Source organism: Sphaerisporangium sp. B11E5 (genome assembly GCF_039871875.1).
Lineage (GTDB): Bacteria > Actinomycetota > Actinomycetes > Streptosporangiales > Streptosporangiaceae > Sphaerisporangium.
This window is the reverse complement of sequence record NZ_JBDPMD010000017.1, coordinates 51,153-64,764: the sequence shown is the minus strand read 5'-3', so window position 1 is coordinate 64,764 and position 13,612 is coordinate 51,153. Positions and strand designations below refer to the sequence as shown.

Annotated in this window: 9 protein-coding genes; 3 read left to right on the top strand and 6 right to left on the bottom strand. The window is 70.4% G+C overall.

The window, feature by feature from the left end:
* Nucleotides 1-365: 365 nt before the first annotated feature.
* On the bottom strand, nucleotides 366-1,118 hold the full coding sequence (locus ABGB17_RS17820) for an Ig-like domain-containing protein (RefSeq protein ID WP_347630803.1): 753 nt from the start codon (nucleotides 1,116-1,118) through the stop codon (nucleotides 366-368).
* 646 nt (nucleotides 1,119-1,764) lie between these two features.
* Here ABGB17_RS17820 and ABGB17_RS17815 point away from each other — a divergent pair.
* Entirely contained in the window at nucleotides 1,765-2,730 is a 966-nt protein-coding gene (locus tag ABGB17_RS17815) for a zinc-binding dehydrogenase (protein ID WP_347630801.1), read from the top strand.
* A gap of 162 nt (nucleotides 2,731-2,892) precedes the next feature.
* On the opposite strand, the gene ABGB17_RS17810 is transcribed toward ABGB17_RS17815, so the two are convergent.
* The 5 genes from ABGB17_RS17810 to ABGB17_RS17790 all read right to left on the bottom strand — a co-directional run bounded on the left by ABGB17_RS17810 (nucleotide 2,893) and on the right by ABGB17_RS17790 (nucleotide 11,396).
* Nucleotides 2,893-3,669: a PadR family transcriptional regulator gene (locus tag ABGB17_RS17810; RefSeq protein ID WP_347630799.1), complete on the bottom strand. Its 777-nt coding sequence runs from the start codon at nucleotides 3,667-3,669 to the stop codon at nucleotides 2,893-2,895.
* Nucleotides 3,666-4,460 carry a DUF4097 family beta strand repeat-containing protein gene (locus ABGB17_RS17805; RefSeq protein WP_347630797.1) on the bottom strand — a complete coding sequence of 265 codons (795 nt, stop codon included), beginning with the start codon at nucleotides 4,458-4,460 and terminating at the stop codon, nucleotides 3,666-3,668. Before ABGB17_RS17805 ends, ABGB17_RS17810 begins: the two co-directional genes overlap by 4 nt.
* 106 nt (nucleotides 4,461-4,566) lie before the next feature.
* Nucleotides 4,567-4,740: a DUF6104 family protein gene (locus ABGB17_RS17800; protein WP_347630795.1), complete on the bottom strand. Its 174-nt coding sequence runs from the start codon at nucleotides 4,738-4,740 to the stop codon at nucleotides 4,567-4,569.
* A 79-nt stretch (nucleotides 4,741-4,819) separates the two neighbouring features.
* A complete protein-coding gene (locus ABGB17_RS17795) occupies nucleotides 4,820-8,533 on the bottom strand; it encodes a multifunctional oxoglutarate decarboxylase/oxoglutarate dehydrogenase thiamine pyrophosphate-binding subunit/dihydrolipoyllysine-residue succinyltransferase subunit (protein ID WP_347630793.1) in 3,714 nt (1,237 codons plus the stop codon).
* Between the two features lie 280 nt (nucleotides 8,534-8,813).
* Nucleotides 8,814-11,396, bottom strand: a complete 2,583-nt coding sequence (locus ABGB17_RS17790) for a glycoside hydrolase family 9 protein (protein ID WP_347630791.1) — start codon at nucleotides 11,394-11,396, stop codon at nucleotides 8,814-8,816.
* 245 nt (nucleotides 11,397-11,641) lie between these two features.
* Between ABGB17_RS17790 and ABGB17_RS17785 the strand changes: the two genes are divergently transcribed.
* Together ABGB17_RS17785 and ABGB17_RS17780 are read left to right on the top strand one after the other, a co-directional pair.
* Nucleotides 11,642-12,217: a helix-turn-helix domain-containing protein gene (locus ABGB17_RS17785; protein ID WP_347630789.1), complete on the top strand. Its 576-nt coding sequence runs from the start codon at nucleotides 11,642-11,644 to the stop codon at nucleotides 12,215-12,217.
* The gene (locus ABGB17_RS17780; protein ID WP_347630787.1) at nucleotides 12,214-13,584 is read left to right on the top strand and encodes an MFS transporter; all 1,371 of its coding nucleotides are present in this window, start codon (nucleotides 12,214-12,216) and stop codon (nucleotides 13,582-13,584) included. The genes ABGB17_RS17785 and ABGB17_RS17780 overlap by 4 nt, the downstream gene beginning before the upstream one ends.
* Nucleotides 13,585-13,612: the final 28 nt, after the last annotated feature.

The window sequence follows — 13,612 nt, the reverse complement described above, 5'->3', positions numbered from 1 at the left end:
GGATGGTGCTGGTCGGACGGGTGTTCTTTCGGGGCGGGGCGCCGTACGGCGGCGCCGGGTTCGCCGTAAGTGGATCCCGCCGCGTCGGCGCCGGTCAGGAGGGAGGGCGGGGGCGGGGTGCGGTGGTGCGCGGTGGTGCGGGTCTACGGGTGGCGGTGCGCGGGTGGCGCGGGTCTATGGGTGGCGGTGCGCGGGTGGCGCTGGCCCACAGGTGGCGGTGCGCGGGTGGTGCGGGTCTATGGGTGGCGGTGCGCGGGTGGTGCTGGCCCACGAGGGGCGGTGGGTGGGTGGTTCTGGTTCGCGGGTGGGGGGTGGGGGGATGAGGGCCCGCTAGGTGGTGTTGGCGGGCCCTCGCGTGGTGGTGATCAACCCGTTACGGCGAACTGGCGCTTGACGGGCTTCTGGTAGTGGTGGACGTGCTTCTTCTTGTAGTGGGGCTTGTGGTAGCGGTGCTCGGGGACCCAGCGCTTCTTGTGGGAGTCCCAGTACTCGCGGTGGCCGCCGCCGTGGTCGTAGTGGCCGAAGATGTGGCGGCGGATGCCCTTGTCGATGAGGACGACCTGGTCATCCTTCTTGTGCCAGTGGTCCTCGCAGTGACGGCGCAGCTTCTCCCACTTGGGGTCGTGCCAGCCGCCGTCGCCGCGGTGGTGACGGAACTTGTGGCAGATCTTGTCGAACTCGTCGTCGTCATCGTCGTCATGGACGACGACCGGGGTCTCCTCCTCGTGGTCCTTCTCCTCGTGCTTGTCGTGCCCGTCCTTGCCCTGTCCGCCCTTGCCGTGTCCGTCCGGGCCGTTCACGGTCAGGATGAGGATGGGCGAAGCGCTCGGGTCGAACGACGCGTTGCCCTGGAAGTGGGCGGTGATGTGGTGGGTGCCCTCGGTCAGGTTGGCCACGGTGTAGGTGGCCTGGGCGACGCCTTCGAGCGGGGCGGTGCCGATGTCCCTGCCGTTGTCGCGGAACACCACGTTGCCGGTGGGCAGGATCGTGGTGCCGGTGCCCGTCACCGTGGCGGTGAAGGTGATCGACTCCCCGACCTTCGCGGGGTTCGGGGTGGCGGTGAGTGTGAGGGTCGTTGCGATGGCCTGCCGGGCGAACATGGCGAAGCCGTTCTGCACGGGCGCGGCCGGAAGCAGGGCGACTGCTTTCGTCCCCAGGTCTTGCGGCGCCAGGACGGCGCCCGCGGTGCCCGGTGTCGCGGCGAGTACGCCCAGCGCGAGGGCGCCCGTGAGAGAGGCTGTCAGCCACGAACGACCGACATTACGGTGTGTAGACCGAGGATGACCGACGTCTATCATAAAGCGGTCCTTTTCTTTTTGCAGTTCAAAGTAAAGGAGCACCTTGATACATGGCGCGCCTGCATGTCCGACCCTACTCATGCTCGACGTCCAGTCCGTTGTCCGACATGCGGGAGATTCGCGCTAGCAGGCAAAAAATATGACGCAGCGCCTCACTGATATATGCGCATAAAACGGAAATGCAGGATCGGCCGGAGTGGCGAAACACCCGGTCAGGACGGGGAAAGCGACCCATGGATCCCCGCGTCGCGTCGGCGGGTTATTTCTTCCGCCGGCGTGCGGGAGTGTGGGCGTGTCGCGCGGAAGGTGTGCGCGTATTCAGCGGAGTTCGCGCCTTCTTCCGACAACCGCCGCAGGTATGGGTGAATACCCCGAGTGTAATTCCACGGGTGACAGGAAGGCGTGAGAAGAAACGACGTGGGAGGGCGGGAGCGGGAACGGCCGGGGGCGGGGATAGGGTTCCGGCATGTTCGCCGTAACGTGCACAAGCACCGACCCCGACAATCCTCTCGCCGGGCTCACGCTCGGCGATCACCCCGACCCCGAGCCCCCCGCCGGCTGGACCACGGTGACGGTCAAGGCGACGGCGCTCAACCATCACGACCTGTGGACGTTGCAGGGGGTCGGCATCCGCCAGGACCGCCTGCCCATCGTGCTCGGCTGTGACGCGGCCGGCGTGGACGAGGAGGGCAACGAGGTCATCGTCCACTCGGTGATCGGCACTCCGGTGCGGGGGGACGAGACCCTGGACCCTCGCCGTTCTCTGCTGTCGGAGGTGCACGACGGCACGTTCGCCGAGAAGGTGGCGGTGCCGCGGGGCAACCTCGTGCCGAAGCCCGCGGACCTGTCGTTCGAGGATGCCGCGTGCCTGCCCACGGCGTGGCTGACCGCGTACCGGATGTTGTTCGAGAAGGCCGGCCTGGAGCCGGGGGCCACGGTGCTGGTGCAGGGCGCGGGCGGTGGGGTCGCCACCGCGCTGATCGCTCTCGGGCGGGCGGCGGGGTATCGCGTGTGGGCCACCAGCCGGTCGGAGGAGAAGCGGGAGCGGGCCCTTGAGCTGGGGGCCGACCAGGTGTTCGCTCCTGGGTCGCGGTTGCCGGAGCGGGTGGACGCGGTGATGGAGACCGTGGGGCAGGCCACCTGGGATCATTCGCTCAAGTCGCTGCGTCCTGGGGGACGGGTCGTGGTGAGCGGTGCCACCAGTGGCGCGGTGCCGCCGGCCGACCTGAACCGGGTGTTCTTCCTCCAGCTTTCGGTGATCGGCTCGACGATGGGGACCCGTGAACAGTTGGCCCGGCTCGCCACCTTCCTCGGGCAGACGGGGGTGCGGCCCGTGGTGGACCGGGTGCTGCCCTTGACCGAGGCCCCCGAGGGTTTCGCGGCCCTGCGCGACGGCGAGTTCTTCGGAAAGATCGTCTTCACCGTCGGCTAGCCGCCGTTCGTACGCCAGGGCCGTCGTACGGCGGCGCCGGTCTCGCCGTACCACGTCTCGCCGTCGCGGCGCCGGATCACGGGGGTGCGACGGTGGGCGTGGGCGACGCGTGTAGTGGGGACGCCAGGGCGTCCCCTTGGAGGGTGTGCCGGGGTCGGCGGCTTACTGGACTGCTGAGCGGATTCGGGTGGCCGCCTCGTAGAGGGCGTCCTGGGCGGCGGCGAGGGTTTCCTCGGTGACCGTGCCCTCGGTGGTGGCTTCGCGGATGTCGTTGACGAAGTCGGCCAGCATGCGGCCGAGCTCGGCGTTGTGGTCGACGGTGGCCCGGTGGGGGCGGGGGGAGTTCCAGAATCCGCTCAGCCAGTCGTCGCGCCAGCGTTGGGTTTCTTCCTTCCAGGCCTGCTTCTGGCGCTGGAACTCCTGCTTCTGTTGTTGCCAGGCCTGCTTCTGGTCACGCCAGGCGCGGCGGTACTCGTCGCGGGCGGCGCGGATCTCCTCCTGGGCGGCGCGGATGTTCTCTTTGGTGTCGTGAGGGCCTTGCTGGGAACCCTGCCGGACGTCGCGGGCCATCTGGGTGAGTTCGTCGCGCAGGGAACGCACGGTGTCGCGGACGTCTTCCTTGACCTCGCGGGCGATGTCCTGGACGGACTGGGAGATCTCCTGCTCCAGGGCGGCCAGCTCGTCCAGGCGGCCCTCCAGCTCGGAACGGCCGCGGTCGGTGATGGTGAAGACCTTCTTGCCGTCCACCAGCTCGTGGGTCACCAGGCCCTCCTCCTCCAGCCGGGCCAGGCGCGGGTAGATGGTGCCGGGTGAGGGGGAGTAGACGCCGAGGAAGCGGTCCTGGAGGAGGCGGATCACCTCGTAGCCGTGCCGGGGGCTCTCCTCAAGGAGCTTCAGCAGGTACAAACGGAGCCGCCCATGGGCGAAAACGGGGCTCACTGGTCTCTCCTCAACAGGGTCACGTCGGCCGTGATCGTGGTGGCCGACAGGGAGGCCATCCCGCCGCCGAGCCTGCCGGACAGCGAACGCGTGCCGGGACGGCTGGTGCCGTTCAGGCCGGAGAACGCCGTGTTCAGGTGGCCGGAGGTGGACCGGAGGGCGACATCGGTGTCGGCGTCCTTGGGGAGCCGCACCATGATGTGCCCGGACACGCTGTGCAGGGTGACGTGCCCGGTCGGCGGGAGTTCGAGGTCCGCGGTGATGCGGCCCGACATGGTGTTGGCGCGCAGCCGCCGGGGGGTGCCGCCGGCGACGGTCAGCTCCCCGGCGACGCTGGTGAAGCGGAAGTCGCCGGTCAGGCCGCGGCTCTCCACCGGCCCTGACACGGTCTCGGCCTCGGTGTCGCCGCTGAGCCCGTCCAGCACGATCTCGCCGGACACGCTCTTGACGTTGGTGCGTTTCTCGAAGCCCGCCACCACCGCCGACGCGGAGATCACGCCGGCCCGCACGGGGCATTCCTTGGGCACCGTCAGCGTCAGCGTGGTGGACCGCCGGCCGTGCCGCAGCCAGCCGAGGACGCCGTCCCAGGTCAGATCCTTGTACGCGACGGTGAGCCGCCCCTCGTCGTCCTGCTCGACGAGCAGCGGCGGCGAATCGATCTCGGTCACCTCGAGGCTGGGCGGCCCGTCGCTGGCGAGCACGGCCAGACGGCCGGCCACGATGCGCACGTCGAGTGCGGTGACCGGCTCGAACGTGAGCGTGCCGGGCTGATCGATGATCCACTGGGGCATGACATTCGCCCTTCAGGCGGCGGAGGCACAACTGCTTCTACAAACACGATATGTCGCGTTCGCCAAAAGTCAAGATGTATCGCGTTCCCCCGGCGCGTACGAGCGGTCAGTCCTCGTCGTCCAGCCGCGCCAGCCAGGTCGCCAGCCGCTCGACCGGCACCTCGAACTCCGGGTTGAGGTCCACGAACTCACGCAGCCGCTCGGCCAGCCACACCATGCCGACCTCCTCCTCGCCGCGGCGCTCGACCAGCTCCTCGATCCCCCGGTCGGTGAAGTACATCGCGTCTCCCAACGATGATCCAAATATGCGCGAAGTCCCCCACGGAAACACCTGTGGGGGACTTCGGTGCGCGTGGACGTCAGCCGAGGCTCTCGGTGATGATGTGCTCCAGCTCGGCGTCGTGCGCGGCGTGCGAGCCCGTCGCGGGCGAGGAGTTCGCCGGGCGGGACACCCGCCGCAGCGCACGCCCGCCGAGCACACCCGGCTCCTCGGCCATCTTCAGCGTGAGGTACGGCCACGGGCCCATGTTGATCGGCTCGTCCTGCGCCCACACCAGCTCGGCGTCCAGGCTGTAGCGGGACAGCTCGGCGCGCAGCTCCTCGGCGGGGAACGGGTAGATGCGCTCAAGCCGCACGACCGCGACGTCCGACCGCTCCTGCTTGTCCCTGGCCGCGACCAGGTCGTAGTAGACCCGGCCCGAGCACAGCACCACCCGGCGCACGGCCGACGGGGTGACCGAGGCGTCGCCGATCACCGGCCGGAAGTACCCGGAGGTGAACTCGGCGGTGGGCGAGGACGCCGCCTTGTGCCGCAGCAGCGACTTCGGCGTGAAGACGATCAGCGGACGGCGGCGGTTGCTCAGCACCTGCCAGCGCAGCAGGTGGAAGTAGTTCGACGGGGTGGTCGGCTGCGCCACCGTCATGTTGTCCTGCGCGCACATCTGGAGGAACCGCTCGATCCGGGCGGAGGAGTGGTCCGGGCCCTGGCCCTCGTAGCCGTGCGGCAGCAGCAGCACCACCGAGGAACGCTGGCCCCACTTCTGCTCACCCGACGAGATGAACTCGTCGATGATCGACTGGGCGCCGTTGGCGAAGTCGCCGAACTGCGCCTCCCAGGCCACCAGGGCGTCCGGCCGCACCACGCTGTAGCCGTACTCGAAGCCCATCGCCGCGAACTCCGACAGCAGGGAGTCGTAGACGTAGAACTTCGTGGTGCCCTGGTTGAACGTCTTCAGCGGCGTGTGGTCCTCGCCGGTGACCCGGTCGACCAGCACCGCGTGCCGCTGGCCGAACGTGCCGCGCCGGGAGTCCTGCCCGACGAGGCGCACGGGGTGGCCGTCCTGCAGCAGCGAGCCGAACGCCAGGGTCTCGCCCATGGCCCAGTCGATGGCGTCCTCGGAGACCATCTGGCCGCGGCGCTGCAGCACGGGGGCGAGGCGCGGGTGGACGGTGAAGCCCTCGGGGAGGTTGAGCTGCGTCTCGACGACCAGCTTGATCGTTTCCTCGCTGACCGCCGACGGGGTGTCCTCGTGCGACCACGGCACCACCTCGTCGGGAGCCGGCTTGACGACCGCCCCCGGCTCCAGCGGCTTGTGGCCGGCCTCGCGGGTCTCGGTGAACGCGCGCTCCAGTTGCTCCTGGTAGTCGCGCAGCGCCTGCTCGGCCTCCTCGACCGTGATGTCGCCCCGGCCGATCAGCGCCTCGGTGTACAGCTTGCGTATCGAGCGCTTGGCGTCGATCAGGTCGTACATCAGGGGCTGGGTGAAGCTCGGGTTGTCGGCCTCGTTGTGGCCGCGGCGGCGGTAGCAGACCAGGTCGATCACGACGTCCTTGCGGAACGCCTGGCGGTACTCGTAGGCCAGGCGGCCCACCCGCACGACGGCCTCGGGGTCGTCGCCGTTCACGTGGAAGATCGGCGCCTGGATCATGCGGGCGACGTCGGTGGCGTACACGCTGGACCGCGAGGACGCCGGCGAGGTGGTGAAGCCCACCTGGTTGTTGACCACGACGTGCACGGTGCCGCCGGTGCGGTACCCGCGGAGCTGCGACAGGTGGAGCGTCTCCGCCACCACGCCCTGGCCGGCGAACGCGGCGTCGCCGTGCACCAGCACGGGCAGGACGGTGAAGCCCTCCTCGCCGCGCTCCAGAAGGTCCTGCTTGGCGCGGACCACGCCCTCCAGCACGGGGTCGACCGCCTCCAGGTGGGAGGGGTTGGCCACCACGGAGGTCGCGATCTTCTGGCCGTTCGGGGCGGTGAAGTCGCCGCCCGCGCCGAGGTGGTACTTCACGTCGCCAGAGCCGTGCGCGCTGCGCGGGTCGAGGTTGCCCTCGAACTCGCCGAACACCTGGGCGTAGGACTTGCCGACGATGTTGGCGAGGACGTTCAGCCGGCCGCGGTGGGCCATGCCGATGACGACCTCGTCGAGCTTCTCCTCGGCCGCCGCGCTGATCACCGAGTCGAGCAGCGGGATCAGCGACTCGCCGCCTTCGAGCGAGAACCGCTTCTGGCCGACGTACTTGGTCTGCAGGAACGTCTCGAACGCCTCGGCGGTGTTGAGCCGGCGCAGGATGTGGAGCTGCTCCTCCCGGCTCGGCCGGGTGTGGCCCTTCTCGACGCGGGCCTGGATCCAGGCCCGCTCCTCGGGGTTCTGCATGTGCATGTACTCGATGCCGACCGTGCGGCAGTACGAGTCGCGCAGCACACCGAGGATGTCGCGCAGCTTCATCAGGGGACGGCCGCCGAACCCGCCGGTGGCGAACTCGCGCTCCAGGTCCCACAGGGTCAGGCCGTGCGACTTGATGTCCAGGTCGGGGTGCTTGCGCTGGTTGTACTCCAGCGGGTCGGTGTCGGCCATCAGGTGGCCGCGCACGCGGTAGGCGTGGATCAGCTCGATGACCCGCGCCGACTTGGCGACGTCGTCGTCGTGGGAGGCGGAGATGTCCTGCACCCAGCGCACCGGCTCGTACGGGATGCGCAGGGCCTGGAACACCTCGTCGTAGAAGCCGTCCTCGCCGAGCAGCAGCCGGTGGATGCGGCGCAGGAACTCGCCCGACTGGGCACCCTGGATGATGCGGTGGTCGTAGGTGCTGGTCAGGGTCATGACCTTGCTGACCGCGAGGCGGTTCAGCGTCTCGGGGGAGGCGCCCTGGTACTCGGCGGGGTACTCCATGGCGCCGACGCCGATGATCGTGCCCTGGCCCGGCATCAGGCGGGGCACCGAGTGGACGGTGCCGATGGTGCCGGGGTTGGTGAGGCTGATCGTGGTGCCCGCGAAGTCGTCCACGCCGAGCTTGCCGGCACGGGCCTTGCGGACGATGTCCTCGTAGGCCATCCAGAACTGGCGGAAGTCCATCGACTCGGCGGCCTTGATCGACGGCACGAGGAGCTGGCGGCTGCCGTCGCTCTTCTGCACGTCGATGGCGAGGCCGAGGCCGACGTGCTCGGGCTTGACCAGCGTCGGCTTGCCGTCGACCTCGGTGTAGGAGTGGTTCATGTCCGGCATCACGGCGAGCGCCTTGACGATGGCGTAGCCGATCAGGTGGGTGAACGACACCTTGCCGCCGCGGCCGCGGGACAGATGGTTGTTGATGACGATGCGATTGTCGATCAGCAGCTTGGCCGGGATCACCCGCACGCTGGTGGCGGTGGGGACGCTCAGGCTGAGGTCCATGTTGGCCGCGGTGCGGGCGGCGGCGCCGCGCAGGCGGACGGCCTCGGCCTCGGCCGGGACCGGCTTCGCCTCCTCGGCCGGCTTGGCGGCGGGCTTCGGGGCGGCCTTGGCGGCGGGCTTCGTGGGGGCCTCGGCGGGAGCCGCGGCCGCGGGCTTCGCGGGCTCCTTGGGCGTGGGCTCGGCGGCGGGCGGCGGCGCTGTCACCTGCGCGGCGCCGTTGGCCGCCGGGGGGGCCGCGACGCGGCTCGTGCCCGAGTCGGGGTTGTAGTCAGCGAAGAAGTTCCACCAGGCGTGGTCGACGGATTCGGGGTCCTGGAGGTACTTCTGGTACAGCTCATCGACAAGCCACTCGTTCTGTCCAAAGGTGGCCAGCGGGTTTGTCCGCGACGACTCAGACGACACGGCCGAAATCGCCCTCTTCCGCAGATCGGCGTTCAAGAATGGAACCTGTCCAAGGCTACTCGCCGTACGAAGTGGCGTGTGCGCTCTCGGAGCGGGTCACGGCCCGATCCTCCCAGGACAGTTCAAACTGGTCACGCGGAGGTGGCCCGTCCGGGGGGTGAGGCCCTGCTCACCGTGGCGCCGTATCGCTGTAACCGAACGGTCATGGTGGCGTAGGTCACAGACGCGCCGGTGCCGGGCCGTCGCGAGGGGACGCGACGGCCCGGCGGTCCGGTGCGGATCAGGCGCAGGCGGCGCCGTTCAGGGTGAACAGGTCAGGCGTCGGGTTGGGACCCGGCGCCGAGGAGCCGTTGAACCCGAAGGTCACCGAGCTGCCCGGATAGATCTTCTTGTTGTGGGAGAGGTTCTTGGCGCTGACGGTGGCGCCGCTCTGGCTGATGTCGGTGAGCCAGGCCTGCGTGGCCTTCTGGCCCCCGAGGAACGCCCACTTCAGCGTCCAGCCGTCGATGGCCGTGGTGCCGGTGTTCTTGATGGTCACCTGGCTGGTGAACCCGCTCGGCCAGGAGCCGTGCGTGGTGTAGGTGACCTTGCACTTGCCGGGCGCCTTCACCGTGCCGTCGCCCTGGCCAGCGACGAACGCCGAGACCCAGGACAGCGGCGAGTTCCAGTTGATCGTCAGCTCGTTGGTCGACCAGGACTCGATGTCGTCGATGTAGCAGAACTGCGCGGCGCAGCCGGACAGCTTGGCCTGGGCCAGCGGGTCCTGGATCGACGAGTTCGGGCCACCCGCCAGGGTGCCCTTCGGCGGGTTCGGCAGGCTGGAGTCGAGCTGGTGGGCGTACCACCGGCTGTGCTGGTTGCGGGAGTGCACCTCGCCGTAGCCGGTGACGTACGACATGTTCAGGGCGTTGCGGCCGAAGATGTAGTCGATGCCCTGGAGCACGCCGTCGCGGTACTTGCGGTCGCCGGTGATGTCGTACGCGGCGGCCATGACCACCAGGTTGTTGAGGATCAGGTTGTTGGAACCCCAGTCGTAGGTGGTCACGCCGTACGCGATGCCGTACGGGTGGGCGGCCAGGGTGGCGAGGTACTTCTCCGCGCCCTGGACCACCGAGTCGCGCACGGCGGCGCGGCCGGGCAGGTTGTTCGGCACGGTCGCGAGGTCGAGGCGGCCGAGCGCGGCGGTGGCGCCCCAGTCGAAGCCGCGGTCGCGCCAGATGTCGGAGGTGTGCAGCGGCGACGCGAGGATGTAGTCCTTGTACTTGGCCTCGCCGGTCGTGATGTACAGCTCCGCCGCGGCCCAGTAGAACTCGTCGCCCACGTTGTCGTCGTTGTACGCGCCGCCGCCGGTGCCGTCGGCGGGCGAGGCCAGCCGGTCCGGGTTGGCCACTGCCGCGTCCCACGCCTTGCGGGCGGCGGTCAGGTTGCGGGCCGCGAACGCCGCGTCGTACGGCGCGAACAGGCGGGCGGCCTGGGCGGCGGTGGCGGCGAGGTTGAGGGTCGCCGCGGTGCTCACCGGGTGCAGCTCACGCAACTGCGGGTCCAGGTGGGGCATCAGGGGCAGGCCGGTCCAGTTCTGGTCGTGGATCTTGTGGTGGGCCATGCCGGCGAGCGGCTTGCCGTCCGGCACCTGCATCTTGAGCAGGAACTCCTGCTCCCAGCGGGCCTCGTCGAGGATGTCGGGCACGCCGTTGCCGCTCTCGGGCAGGGCGAGCGTGGAGTCGCCGAGGGGCTCGGCGGTGGCGGCGTTCTTGGTGCGCTCGAACTCGCTCATGAGCTGGGCCACCGAGATGCCGCCGTTGACGACGTACTTGCCGTGGTCGCCCGCGTCGTACCAGCCGCCGGCGACGTTCAGCCGGTAGTCGCAGACGCCGGGCTGGCAGGGCACGTCGGTGTCGCCCTGGTTCGGCGCGACGCCGACGTGGCCGGCGGGCCTGCCGTAGCCGGGCCGCAGGGCGTCGTCGATCGCGACGCCGCTGCGCTGGGTGTAGTAGAACTTCAGCGCGTCCCACCGCAGGTCGCGGTACGGGGAGCCGTTGCCGATGTCGAACGGGCGGCTGGTCTCGCCGTCGGCCACCAGGGTGTAGCCGGTGCCGGCCCTGGTGACGGAGCTGAAGTCGATCGAGTGGACGTTCTGGCCGGAGCTGGCGTCCACGCCGCGCGGCCTGGTCTGGCCCTCCGCGACCTTGTTGCCGCTCGCGTCGTTCAGGCGCCAGGGGAGCGCGGCGGTCGCCTCGGTCACCACGGTGGCGTTCTTCGGGCCCTTGGTCAGGTAGGCCACCTGGTTGACCCGGACCCGGGGGCCGGTGTCCGGGACGTACTCCTCGGGCGGGACGCCGCCCTTGAGCGACACGTTGTCCACGCAGAACTGCCACGCGGTGGCGCTGCCGCCGATCTGGAACACCACCTGGGCGTTCGGCAGGTCGACCGGGGAGGTGAACGTGTAGGTGTAGGTGTTGCCCGACGTGCTGACCTCGGGGTTGGCGGCCATGTAGGCCGTGTAGGGGTCCGTCGGCATCTGCACCAGCGCCCGCACGACCCTGGGCGGGGTGGCCGTGGCGAACATGCTGAACGCGTAGGTCTCGCCGGCGACCAGCGGGATGTCGTTCTGGCCGATGATGGCGTCCCACGGGTTGACGGTGCCGGCGGGCACGTCGGTGCAGAGCTGCCCGTCGACCACGGAGAGCGTCAGGTTGCCGGTGCCCCACCACGGGGCGAAGCCGTTGTCGAAGGTCCCGTTGACGATCTGCTCGGGTCCCTCCTCGGCCGCATTCGTGGCGGGTGCGGACAGTACGGAGGCGGCCAGAGTGGCCACCGCGGTGAGGGCGAGCGAGGCCGCCCACCGCCGGGATGGTCTGATCACGCGGTTTCCCCTGGAAGTCAGAATTGGGAGCGCTCCCACATTTGGTCGTGAAAACGTGCCCGCATGGTTCCAACGGTCCACTGGGCCGTCAATGGACCGCATCCGGCCATCTGGGGGGCGGTCGAACCTTGGCCCGTCCGGCGCACGTCGCGGTCCCTGGAGGCGTGAGGAGCGCTGAAATTTTCAGAGCGATGACGCCAAAGGGAAATTTGCAAAACTAGTTTTGCAAAGTTATCTTGGCCGTTATGGACGAGTCAGAGGTCTACCGGGTGACCGACCCCCGCGCGCTGAAGGCCGTCGCCCATCCGCTGCGGGGGCGCCTGCTCGGCGCGCTGCGCGTCGAGGGGCCCGCCACCGCCACCGAGCTCGCCGCCAAGTTCGGCGAGAGCTCCGGCTCCACCAGCTACCACCTGCGGCAACTCGCCCGGTACGGCTTCGTGGAGGAGGATCCCGAGCGCCGCGACGCCCGCGAGCGCCGCTGGCGGGCGATCCACCGGTACACCGCCTGGAACGAGGCGGAGCTCGACATCTCCCCGGAGGGGCGGGAGGCGGCCGGCGACATGCGGGAACGGCAGCTCATGGTGCTGGTCCGCGACCACGAGATCTTCGAGCGCGACCGCGACTCCTACGGCCCCGAATGGATCGAGGCCGCGGGCATGTCCGACGACTTCGGCATGCTGACCGCGGCGTCCGTCAAGCAACTCCACGTCCGCATCAAGGCGATCCTGCGCGAACTGGAGGCCGAGGACGCCGACGCCCCCGGCCGCGAGCGGGTCGCGCTCCACGTCGCCGCCTTTCCCACCAGGAGGTACCCCGCATGACCTCGGTCTCCGCCGGCGACGGCCCCGTGCCGCCGCCGGCGTCCCCCGCCGGGCAGGGCCCGCCTCCTGGCGAGCCGTCCCCCGCCGTCGCCGTAGGTCCGCCGCCCGCCGGGCAGGGGCCGGCCGGCCTGTCGCCCCGGGCCGCGTTACGGCGGTACGTGCTGGTCAGCTTCCTCGCCTGGTTGCCCTCGGGGCTGACGTTCCCGGTGATGGTCCTGCTGATGTCCTCCCACGGGCTCGGGCTCGCGCAGATCGGCGCCGTGACGGCCGTGCACTCGGTGGTCGTGGTGGTGCTCGAACTGCCGACGGGGGGCCTCGCCGACGTCGTGGGGCGGCGGGTGGTGCTCGCCGCGTCCGCGGCGCTCAGCATGGCGGCGCTGGTGCTGATGGCCACGGCCACCACGGTCTGGCCGTTCCTGGGCTGGGCGGTGCTCCAGGGGACGGCACGCGCGCTGTCCAGCGGCCCGGCGCAGGCCTGGTACGTCGACACCCTGCACCGCGCCGCCGGACCGGACGCGGACCTGCGGCACGGGTTGTCCCGCGGCGAGGCGGCGGCGTCGTTCTCGCTGTGCCTGGCCACGCTCGCCGGAGGTTTCCTCCCGCTGGCGGTGCCGGGCGGGCTGATCGTCCCGGTGCTCGGCGGCGCGGTGGCCGCGCTCGTGCTGCTCGCCGTCGTGCTCGCCGTCCTGCGCGAGCCGCCGCGGCCCCGTCCGGCGTTGCGCGCGGTGCTGCGCGACGTGCCGGCCACGGTCGGCGGCGGGGTCGGGCTGGCCGTCCGGGACGGAGGTCTGCGCCGCCTGCTGGCGATCGTGTTCCTCGCCGGCGTCGGGCTGGCGGTGATCGAGCTGTTCACACCCGGGCGGCTGGCCGCGCTCACCGGCGACGCCGAGTCGGGGAGCTCGGTGTACGCGGTCGTGGCCGCGGCCGGGTTCGGCGCGTCCGCGCTCGGCTCGTGGTTGTCCCCCTGGGTGGCGCGGGTGCTCGGCCGCCCGTCCCGCGCGGGGGTGGCGGGGATGGCCGGCGTGGCCCTGGCGTTCGCCGTGCTCGCCTCGACGGCCGCGCTGACCGGCGCCGCGGGCGTGGTGACGGCCGGCGCCGCGTACGTCCTGCTGTTCGCCGGGCTGGCCGTGGCCGAGGTGACGCGCATGTCGATGATGCACGAGCGGGTGGAGTCGTCGCGGCGGGCGACGCTGATGTCGGTGGACTCGCTGCAACTGCAGTTCGGCGCCGCGCTCAGCGCGGCCGGCTTCGGTGCCCTGGCCGGTGTGACAGGGCCGTCCCTCGTCTGGTGGCTGACCGCGTCGGTCACCCTGGTGTCCGCCCTGCTGTACATCCGCCTGCCGGCGGCCACCCCGAGTAGAACCTAGTTCTGCCGCCGGGGCAGAATCGTGTCCC

Coding starts and splice junctions, on each gene's coding strand:
- ABGB17_RS17815 (WP_347630801.1), top strand. CDS start 1,765: ATGTTCGCCGTAACGTGCACAAGCACCGACCCCGACAATCCTCTCGCC.
- ABGB17_RS17805 (WP_347630797.1), bottom strand. CDS start 4,460: ATGCCCCAGTGGATCATCGATCAGCCCGGCACGCTCACGTTCGAGCCG.
- ABGB17_RS17800 (WP_347630795.1), bottom strand. CDS start 4,740: ATGTACTTCACCGACCGGGGGATCGAGGAGCTGGTCGAGCGCCGCGGC.
- ABGB17_RS17785 (WP_347630789.1), top strand. CDS start 11,642: ATGGACGAGTCAGAGGTCTACCGGGTGACCGACCCCCGCGCGCTGAAG.
- ABGB17_RS17780 (WP_347630787.1), top strand. CDS start 12,214: ATGACCTCGGTCTCCGCCGGCGACGGCCCCGTGCCGCCGCCGGCGTCC.